Origin of the sequence: Fischerella sp. (genome assembly GCF_013388695.1) — a bacterium.
Taxonomy (GTDB): Bacteria; Cyanobacteriota; Cyanobacteriia; order Cyanobacteriales; family Nostocaceae; genus PCC9605.
In genome coordinates, this window is the sequence record NZ_JACAEU010000147.1 from 1 (window position 1) to 7862 (window position 7862).

Annotated in this window: 8 protein-coding genes; 4 read left to right on the plus strand and 4 right to left on the minus strand. The window is 42.2% G+C overall.

Annotation, left to right across the window (positions count from 1 at the left end; genetic code table 11):
- The first annotated feature begins 192 nt into the window (after positions 1–192).
- Positions 193–399: a hypothetical protein gene (locus tag HXY43_RS19805; protein ID WP_026735754.1), complete on the plus strand. Its 207-nt coding sequence runs from the start codon at positions 193–195 to the stop codon at positions 397–399.
- 89 nt (positions 400–488) lie between these two features.
- Here the strand turns inward: HXY43_RS19805 and queA are convergent, their stop codons facing one another.
- Complete coding sequence (gene queA, locus HXY43_RS19810; RefSeq protein WP_290886553.1) at positions 489–1652, minus strand: tRNA preQ1(34) S-adenosylmethionine ribosyltransferase-isomerase QueA; 1164 nt, start codon at positions 1650–1652, stop codon at positions 489–491.
- Between the two features lie 259 nt (positions 1653–1911).
- Between queA and HXY43_RS19815 the strand changes: the two genes are divergently transcribed.
- Entirely contained in the window at positions 1912–2301 is a 390-nt protein-coding gene (locus HXY43_RS19815; protein WP_026735752.1) for a hypothetical protein, read from the plus strand.
- A gap of 84 nt (positions 2302–2385) precedes the next feature.
- Here the strand turns inward: HXY43_RS19815 and HXY43_RS19820 are convergent, their stop codons facing one another.
- The gene (locus HXY43_RS19820; RefSeq protein WP_290886557.1) at positions 2386–2922 is read right to left on the minus strand and encodes a YraN family protein; all 537 of its coding nucleotides are present in this window, start codon (positions 2920–2922) and stop codon (positions 2386–2388) included.
- A gap of 14 nt (positions 2923–2936) precedes the next feature.
- Between HXY43_RS19820 and HXY43_RS19825 the strand changes: the two genes are divergently transcribed.
- Positions 2937–3446 carry a pentapeptide repeat-containing protein gene (locus HXY43_RS19825; protein WP_290886566.1) on the plus strand — a complete coding sequence of 170 codons (510 nt, stop codon included), beginning with the start codon at positions 2937–2939 and terminating at the stop codon, positions 3444–3446.
- Between the two features lie 95 nt (positions 3447–3541).
- On the opposite strand, the gene HXY43_RS19830 is transcribed toward HXY43_RS19825, so the two are convergent.
- Positions 3542–4279: a DUF1995 family protein gene (locus HXY43_RS19830; protein WP_290886560.1), complete on the minus strand. Its 738-nt coding sequence runs from the start codon at positions 4277–4279 to the stop codon at positions 3542–3544.
- 71 nt (positions 4280–4350) lie between these two features.
- The gene (locus HXY43_RS19835) at positions 4351–5517 is read right to left on the minus strand and encodes a cysteine desulfurase family protein (protein WP_290886563.1); all 1167 of its coding nucleotides are present in this window, start codon (positions 5515–5517) and stop codon (positions 4351–4353) included.
- 168 nt (positions 5518–5685) lie between these two features.
- Here HXY43_RS19835 and HXY43_RS19840 point away from each other — a divergent pair, with 168 nt between their 5' ends.
- Positions 5686–7107, plus strand: coding sequence for a phospholipase D-like domain-containing protein (locus HXY43_RS19840; protein ID WP_290886569.1), 1422 nt, complete (start codon positions 5686–5688; stop codon positions 7105–7107).
- Positions 7108–7862: the final 755 nt, after the last annotated feature.

A 7862-nucleotide genomic window follows, 5' to 3' on the forward strand; every position in this document is an offset into this window, starting at 1 on the left:
GGGCAGATAACCCCACCCGTGGTGACGGCCCCCTCCCCGCGAGTTCGCTTAGGGTTGGGGAGGGGTCTTATCTATGTGTTGCATTCTTTTTTCAAATTGGTATTATCTGAACCGTATTGGGTTAGAGATGAGAAATTACGCTTGGCGTTAGTCATCACATAGGTGACTGGTTAATTTGTCGAGGTAGCAATCATGACACAACACATTCTTTGTCAAACACCCACAAAAGGCTGGATGAATTTGGCTTATGCTCGCCAAATTCGCTTTCGGAAAGTTCATCTGAATATGTCCTTGCAAGAGGCCTGTGTCATTACTTGGAGTAATGGCGACAAGGAGAGTTTTTTTGGCAAAGACGCTCAAATAATAGCCCAAACCTGGAAAAATTACACAAAAAATTGAGTATGTCCAAAATCAGCCGTTGCATAATCAAGCGATGATTCTTGTGGGGTGGGCATCCTGCCCGCCCAGATCATTCCAAGGTAGCGGTACTAGCCTCTAGCTTCCGGCAAAATCAGCATTGCATCACCAAAAGAATAGAAGCGATATCGAGAAGCTACAGCTTCCTGGTAGACATTCAACAACCGTAGCCTACCAATTAAAGCACTCACCAGCATCAACAAACTCGATCGCGGTAAGTGAAAATTAGTAATCAAACCCTCCACCACCCGCCATTTATAACCCGGATAAATAAATAAATCGGTCTTGCCGCAAAATGGTTGTAACTCTCCTTGAATTGCCGCCCCTTCTAAAGCACGAACTACTGTTGTACCCACAGCAATAATTCGCCCCCCAGCTGCTTGAGTGGCACGTATTTGTTCTACAGTTGCCTCAGGTACTTCAATCCATTCTTCATGCATCTTGTGAGTAGTTACATCTTCTACTTCCACAGGGCGAAATGTGCCAACGCCCACGTGCAATGTCACAAAAGCCTGATTAATGCCTTTTTGTCGCAATCGTTCCAGCAATTCTGGAGTAAAGTGTAGCCCAGCGGTGGGAGCAGCGACAGCTCCGGGAGTTTGAGCGTAAACTGTTTGATACTGTTTGCTCTGGGCATTAGTTGCCGTGATGTAAGGTGGCAGAGGTACTTCACCAAACACATTTAACACTTGCAGCAAAGACATTCCCTCTGGCAGATCAAATTGCAGGAACCGCCCACCTGTTGCAGCGTCGGTTTCTAGGACGATTGCAGTCAAGTTAGAGGAGGGGGAGAAATTTTCCCCACTCTCCGCAAGCTTCGCTGCAAAAACAATCTTTGAACCGTGCTTAAAGCGTTTCCCCGGCTTCACTAAGGCTAACCAACAATTATGCTGTCGTTCCTCCAACAGCAACACTTCTACCTCTGCCCCAGTTGATTTTTGACCGTATAGCCGTGCCGGAATCACTCGCGTATTATTCATTACCAATAAATCTCCCGTTCGGAGGATTTCCGGTAAATCACGGAAAATATAATGTAAGGGTGCAGTTTCTTTACCCACATCCGGAGAATTTACGACCAACAGTCTTGAACTATCTCTGGGAATAGCCGGATTCTGGGCAATTAGTTCGGCCGGTAACTCATAATCATACCCAGCTAACGAACAGTCTAATTCCAAATTTTTCGTTGTCGGGCTAGAAATTGAATCGTCATTAGTTTTTGTTATTTCTTGTTGCATCTACAATTTAGACTTTCTTAAACAAGCTGGTTAGAGTTGTGCTTTCTAAAAGAACTCTAAAGGATTGCCAGCGAAATTGATCCCTGGACTTTAAGATGGATACTATTAAGTACCACTGAACCACCACTTAAGCACCTATATAAAAATTGGGTAAACCTCCCCATCTAAAAACGGGGGCTTTTACCCTAGCGGGTTTTGTACTCAATCAACCAATAATAGAAATAGAAATGTAGGATTGGCTTTGATCCCAAGCACCAAGATGGAATACTTGTATTATCTGGCAAATGCCAGTCTCACTCTGAGGGTTGTTCAATACTTACACGCCAAACCCCAAATACCTGTTTCCTTCGTCACCGTAATTCATCAAATTGATGGTTGGGTGGTTAGGGTCAAATTGAGAAACCAGGTATCACCCCAAGAAGATGGTGACATTAGGGCTTTCTTGAATGAATTAGGGATTAGCTACGAACCGCCAATGCGAGTGCAAATGGCACTTTGGAGCTTAGAGGCGGGACAGTGTCCTGTTGACGTTATGCGCCGCTATCAAGTAGCTATCGTCTCTCATGGTAGCCCAGAAAGAGAGGAAATAGAAGCATTTCGCCAACAATTTGTGAGGGGATTGGGTTACTGTCCAGAAACTTTAGCATGATATAGTTCATTTTTAACGCTACTAAAGAAAAATGAATGATTGATAAATGGTAATTGGTGATAGCTAATTGTCATTAACCATTAGCTATTCGCCATTATCATTAGCTAACTCAAAAGCAGCAGGAATATATTCTTGTAGTGTTAATTTATATGCCGCTGTAGAATAATTAGCTAGACTTTTTTCAATTACTTTAACCGCAGTAAATTGTGTTGAGATTTGCTGACAGCTAACTATAGCAACATCAAATCGGCAAGGATAATCTGCCATTTGGGGGTGTTTAACTAAAAACATCTGTGCTGTACGCCAGAGTTTAACTTGCTTTTGTAGGGCGATCGCGTTTCTTCCCCCTGCATCCCAATTACTAGGACTGCGCGTTTTCACCTCCACAAACGCCAGTATCGGAGAAGGTGTGAGATTTGAATTCTCCCCATCTCCCAACCTCCCCATCACCCCATTTTTTGCTACTCCTCCATCCTGGGCAATAATATCAATCTCTCCCCACCGACACCGCCAACGCCGATGGAGAATTACCCAACCCTGAGATTTTAACCATTGTGCTACTAGATCTTCTCCTGCGTTACCGATATCGGGATAATTATTATATGGAGGATGGTTTGCCATTGGCTAAAATTACGATGAGTTCAAGGTTAAGCGATCGGATTAGAACAAGCATACTCAGTGTATTGCTTTTGACAGTGATTGCCATCACAACTGCTTTAGCTTTCCCGCAAAGCGCTGTAGCAATCAACTATAACAACCGAACCCTGATTGAAGCTGATTTTTCCAAACAAGACTTGACAGATTCCAGCTTCGATCATGCTAATCTCCGCAATAGCAAATTCAGTGAATCCAACTTACGTGGAGTCAGATTCTTTTCAGCAAACTTAGCCTCGGTAGATTTTACCGGAGCAGACTTAAGCTATGCCGATTTAGAATCAGCTCGGATGACCAAAGCGAATTTGACGAATGCGATATTAGAAGGTGCGTTTACTACCAGCACCATGTTTGATGGGGCAATTATTGATGGCGCAGATTTTACTGATACTTATCTGCGTGAAGATACGTTGGAAAAATTGTGTAAAGTAGCTAAAGGCACTAATCCGGTAACAGGACGGCACACTCGCGATACTTTAATGTGTCCCTAATCTCTAGCAAGATTGAGTTTTCTTTGTGTCTTTGTGTCTTAGTGGTTCAAAAATAAATTTTATTAACCACCAAGACACCAAGTTATGTAAATCAATTAATTTTTCAACGCCTTGATGAACCTTTGCAAACCCCTGAACACACTTGGCTTTTTCACGGGTATTGCTTCTTCTGTGGATGTTGACGCTTGTCCCTTCGCGAGAATCAGATCCAAGTCATCGCCAGAGGGTTTTTGCGGTAACTCCACAATTTTTTGATATTCACCACCATTTTCTACCCAAATTTCCCACATTCTGGGATAGCAGCGGAATAGGGCTACCCCTTCATAGACGGGACGGAGGTAGTAACAAGCTTCAATTGTATTAAAAAAACGAATGCGGGTTTGCCTAGCAGCATAGCCAATGCCTATCTTTCCGGCATCTTCCAGAAAGGGATTTAACATTACAAAGGGGCGATCGCCTATTTCTTCACAGATTTTTTCTAACTGCGGCAATTCTGGTGAAGTGGGAGCAATAAACAAGAAAATTTCATCTTCTGGCTGAATTTTTGACTGGATAGAAGCAGCCCTGCCAGTACCTATATCGGTAATTTTAAATGGTACATCTGTCCAGTCGCGACGAGCAAGACCGGCACTACCCGCATCAGGAAACAGAACCTTCAGTTTATCGCTGTATTGTTCAAATATGGGCAGAAATTGCTGGGCGACTGGCATTAGTTTGAGTTCTGGAAAGAGTAACTCAACTTGTAGTTTAGTATACCCATCCGCTAGGGCAGCTTGTGTAGCGACTTGGGCTTGGGCGATCGCATCTTCTAGAGAGTTTGGTAGTTCAGGCATATTAAAAAATTTTGGATTTTAGGTTGTTAGTTGTTAGTTGTAAAAAACCACTAACCACTATCTACTAACCACTAACTAATCACAACCAATTCTACAGGTGATAGTCGCTGCAAAATCTGCTTGAATACCATTGCTACCCAATCTATATCTGCTTGTGTGGTGTCTCGCCCCAGTGTCATGCGAACTCCTGCCAATGCGGCTTTGTCGGAGTAGCCCATTGCTAGCAAAATCGGACTGGGGCTGAGTTTACCGCTATTACAAGCTGCACCAGCACTGATACCAATACCAGCACGGTTCAACTCCCGCACCAGAGTTCTACCACTGAGTTTTTCACCATCGGCGTGTTCCAAACAGAAGCTGACATGGTGAGGTAGGCGGTGAATCAAATCGCCTGTAGGTATTAAACCAGGGATATCAGCTAATTGGGAAAACAGGCGATCGCGTAACTGCATCAATCGGGGTGTTTCTGTCGCCATCTCTTTTCCCGCCAATTCTGCTGCTACACCAAAACTAGCGATCGCAGGTACTGCTTGTGTACCGGAACGCAACCGCTTTTCTTGTCCTCCACCACCCAGGAGGGGAACCAATTCTACACCCGGACGCACGTATAGCGCCCCTGCACCTTGAGAACCGTAAATCTTGTGACTGGATATACTCAGCAAATCTACGGGTAAAGTTTGCACGTTTATAGGCAAGCGTCCCACCACCTGCACTGCGTCTGTGTGGAAAAGTACACCAGCGTTGCGAGCAATGTTTCCCAGTTCGGCAATGGGTTGCACTGTGCCAACTTCATTTTGTCCGTAAATTACTGACACCAATACAGTATTATCCTGCAACGCCGCCTTTAAATCTAGAGGGTTAACTCTACCTTTACTATCCACCCTTAGGCGAGTCACTTCCCAACCCCATTGTTCTAGCAAGCGTGCAGGTTCGGCAACAGCTGAATGCTCAATGCTGGAAATAATTATATGTTGCGGTTTGGTATACAACCGGGCAACACCCATAATTGCCAAATTGTCTGCTTCCGTACCTCCAGAAGTAAAAACGATCGATTCAGCAGGTGCATTAATTAAACCAGCTACCTGCATTCTGGCTTGTTCCACTACTGTTGCTGCCCGTTGTCCCCACTCATGCAAGCTGGAGGGATTGCCCCACTGTTGAGTGAGGACTGCTTGCATCACTGCGATCGCTTCTTTTCGAGTCGGAGTAGTAGCGCTGTAATCTAGATAAACTTGCATAGATTCTCCAGTAAAAACACCTTCGCACGGGCTGCCTCTACTTTCAGCTTATACAGTTAATTTCCCAAATTTTTACAATCTTGTATTTTCGCTTCCCTATACGTTTAATAACCTCACGCTTTGGGAATCATAAAAGTGTTCATTACAATACACTTTTATCTGAATACCGTGTATTTTCTCTCTACCCAATGGCGTTTTTATTTTATCTTTGTAGTAATACTAACTCTCACTGCCTGTCAACGAAGCCAGTCGAAGAATAAGCGTCTAGAACCACTGCCCCAAGATCCATTTGTGGAAGTTTACTTTAACCATTCCGAATCTTCCCAATATCTAGAACCTTATCGTCAGCAAACTCGTCAGGGTGACAACTTAGAAAAATTGATTGTTGATACAATTTCTCAAGCTCAATCCACAGTCGATGTAGCAGTGCAAGAATTACGTTTACCCAAAATAGCGCAAGCATTAGTCGATAGACAAAAAGCAGGCGTAAAGGTAAGAGTAATTTTAGAAAATCAGTATAGTCTACCTTGGAGTAATTTTACACATAATAAAGTTAATAAATTGGAGAAAAGGAAACAAGAACGCTATCAGGATTTTCGGCGATTTGCAGATATTAATCAAGATGGTCAACTAAATCCAGAAGAAATTAATCAAAGAGATGCATTGGTAATTTTAGGTAATGCCAGAATACCTTTAATTGATGACACAGCCGATGGCTCTAAGGGTAGCAGTTTGATGCATCATAAGTTTGTAATTGTGGACAATCGCTTTTTGATAGTCACTTCTGCAAACTTCACTATGAGCGATGTACACGGGGATTTTAGTAACTCCAGCAGTCTGGGTAATGCCAACAATTTGTTAAAAATTGACAGCCCCGAATTAGCAAATATGTTTACAAAAGAATTTAACATCATGTGGGGTGATGGACTAGGTAGTCAGGCAGACAGTAAATTTGGTTTGCAAAAACCGTTGCGAAATCCCCAAACAATTAAATTAGGCGATAACAAAATCACCTTGAATTTTTCACCAACCTCTCCTACTAAACCCTGGAGTCAAAGCAGTAATGGTTTGATTGAAAAAACTTTAAATTTAGCCAGCAATTCCATCGATATGGCACTGTTTGTATTTTCCGAACAGCGTTTGGCAAATATTCTGGAGTTACGCCATAATGCCAATGTGAAAATTCGCGCTTTAATTGAGCCAGATTTTGCCTATCGCTCTTATAGTGAAGCATTAGATATGATGGGAATAACTCTCAGTCAAAAATGTAAATACAAAGTAGGCAATCATCCTTGGAAAAATCCTATTACTACTGTGGGTATACCTTTATTACCAAAAGGCGATTTATTGCACCATAAATTCGGTATTATTGATAGTAAAACAGTAATTACAGGTTCTCACAATTGGACAGAAGCAGCAAATCAAGGTAACGACGAAACACTTTTAGTCATCGAAAATCCCATTGTTGCTGCTCATTATCAGCGTGAATTTGAACGACTTTTTACCAATGCTAAACTAGGTATCCCTACAAAAATTCAACAAAAAATTAAAACACAGGAAAAACAGTGTCCTCAGCAAAGACCAGTTTAACCAAACACAAAATTTTGCGTCTTTAGACACTCGGGAATTTATTTTACAGATAATCTAAACAATAAATTTTCTTGGTGTCTTAGTGTCTTGGTGGTTAAAAAAATAAATTTTATTGAACCACCAAGACACTAAGACACGAAGTTTTTCACCCACATTGAAAGGGCTACTCACTCTATACCTATTTAAGCTTCTACCCGAGGTTTTGAACAAACCTTTCTAAAGAAAGACGATCATTGCTCTTTTGTCTTCATAGCATCTGATTAGAGTAGATTTTCGGAAACTGGAAGTTTATAAAATTTCCAATACCCAGAAAACCTAGTGGTTGCGGGCATAGGCTTTTTGTAACTAGATAGCAGCCTGAGAACTAACACTCTATGTCAGATGATTTGGCAATTTTCAGTTCACAAACTCAACAAGGTATAGAAACGCTATGAGGCTAAATATTGTTTTATTTTGGGTAACATTATCATTCGTGATTGTGGGGGCGATCGCACTACTTCTGCAACCTGCCATTGACTTTCATTGATGCGGGTGAACTCAATTGCATAAGTTCGCGCGAAATCTCTTTACCAAAACTCTGCTACCTGGTGCGTTTTCCTTTGCGAACCTCTGCGTTTAAAAAGGAAGTGATTAATCGGCGTTGCTGAATCAAGATATGAATTTACAATTCACGGGTATGTAGAGACGTAGCATTGCTACGTCTCTACAATGATTTGGCATCGAGCTACAAAAATGTATGCAAACATAATTCATGA

What these genes read in the sequence shown, in the direction of transcription:
- HXY43_RS19830 (WP_290886560.1), bottom strand. Translation starts at nt 4,279, where the DNA reads ATGCCTGAACTACCAAACTCTCTAGAAGATGCGATCGCCCAAGCCCAA.
- HXY43_RS19815 (WP_026735752.1), top strand. Translation starts at nt 1,912, where the DNA reads ATGGAATACTTGTATTATCTGGCAAATGCCAGTCTCACTCTGAGGGTT.
- HXY43_RS19805 (WP_026735754.1), top strand. Translation starts at nt 193, where the DNA reads ATGACACAACACATTCTTTGTCAAACACCCACAAAAGGCTGGATGAAT.
- HXY43_RS19825 (WP_290886566.1), top strand. Translation starts at nt 2,937, where the DNA reads ATGAGTTCAAGGTTAAGCGATCGGATTAGAACAAGCATACTCAGTGTA.
- HXY43_RS19820 (WP_290886557.1), bottom strand. Translation starts at nt 2,922, where the DNA reads ATGGCAAACCATCCTCCATATAATAATTATCCCGATATCGGTAACGCA.
- HXY43_RS19835 (WP_290886563.1), bottom strand. Translation starts at nt 5,517, where the DNA reads ATGCAAGTTTATCTAGATTACAGCGCTACTACTCCGACTCGAAAAGAA.
- queA (WP_290886553.1), bottom strand. Translation starts at nt 1,652, where the DNA reads ATGCAACAAGAAATAACAAAAACTAATGACGATTCAATTTCTAGCCCG.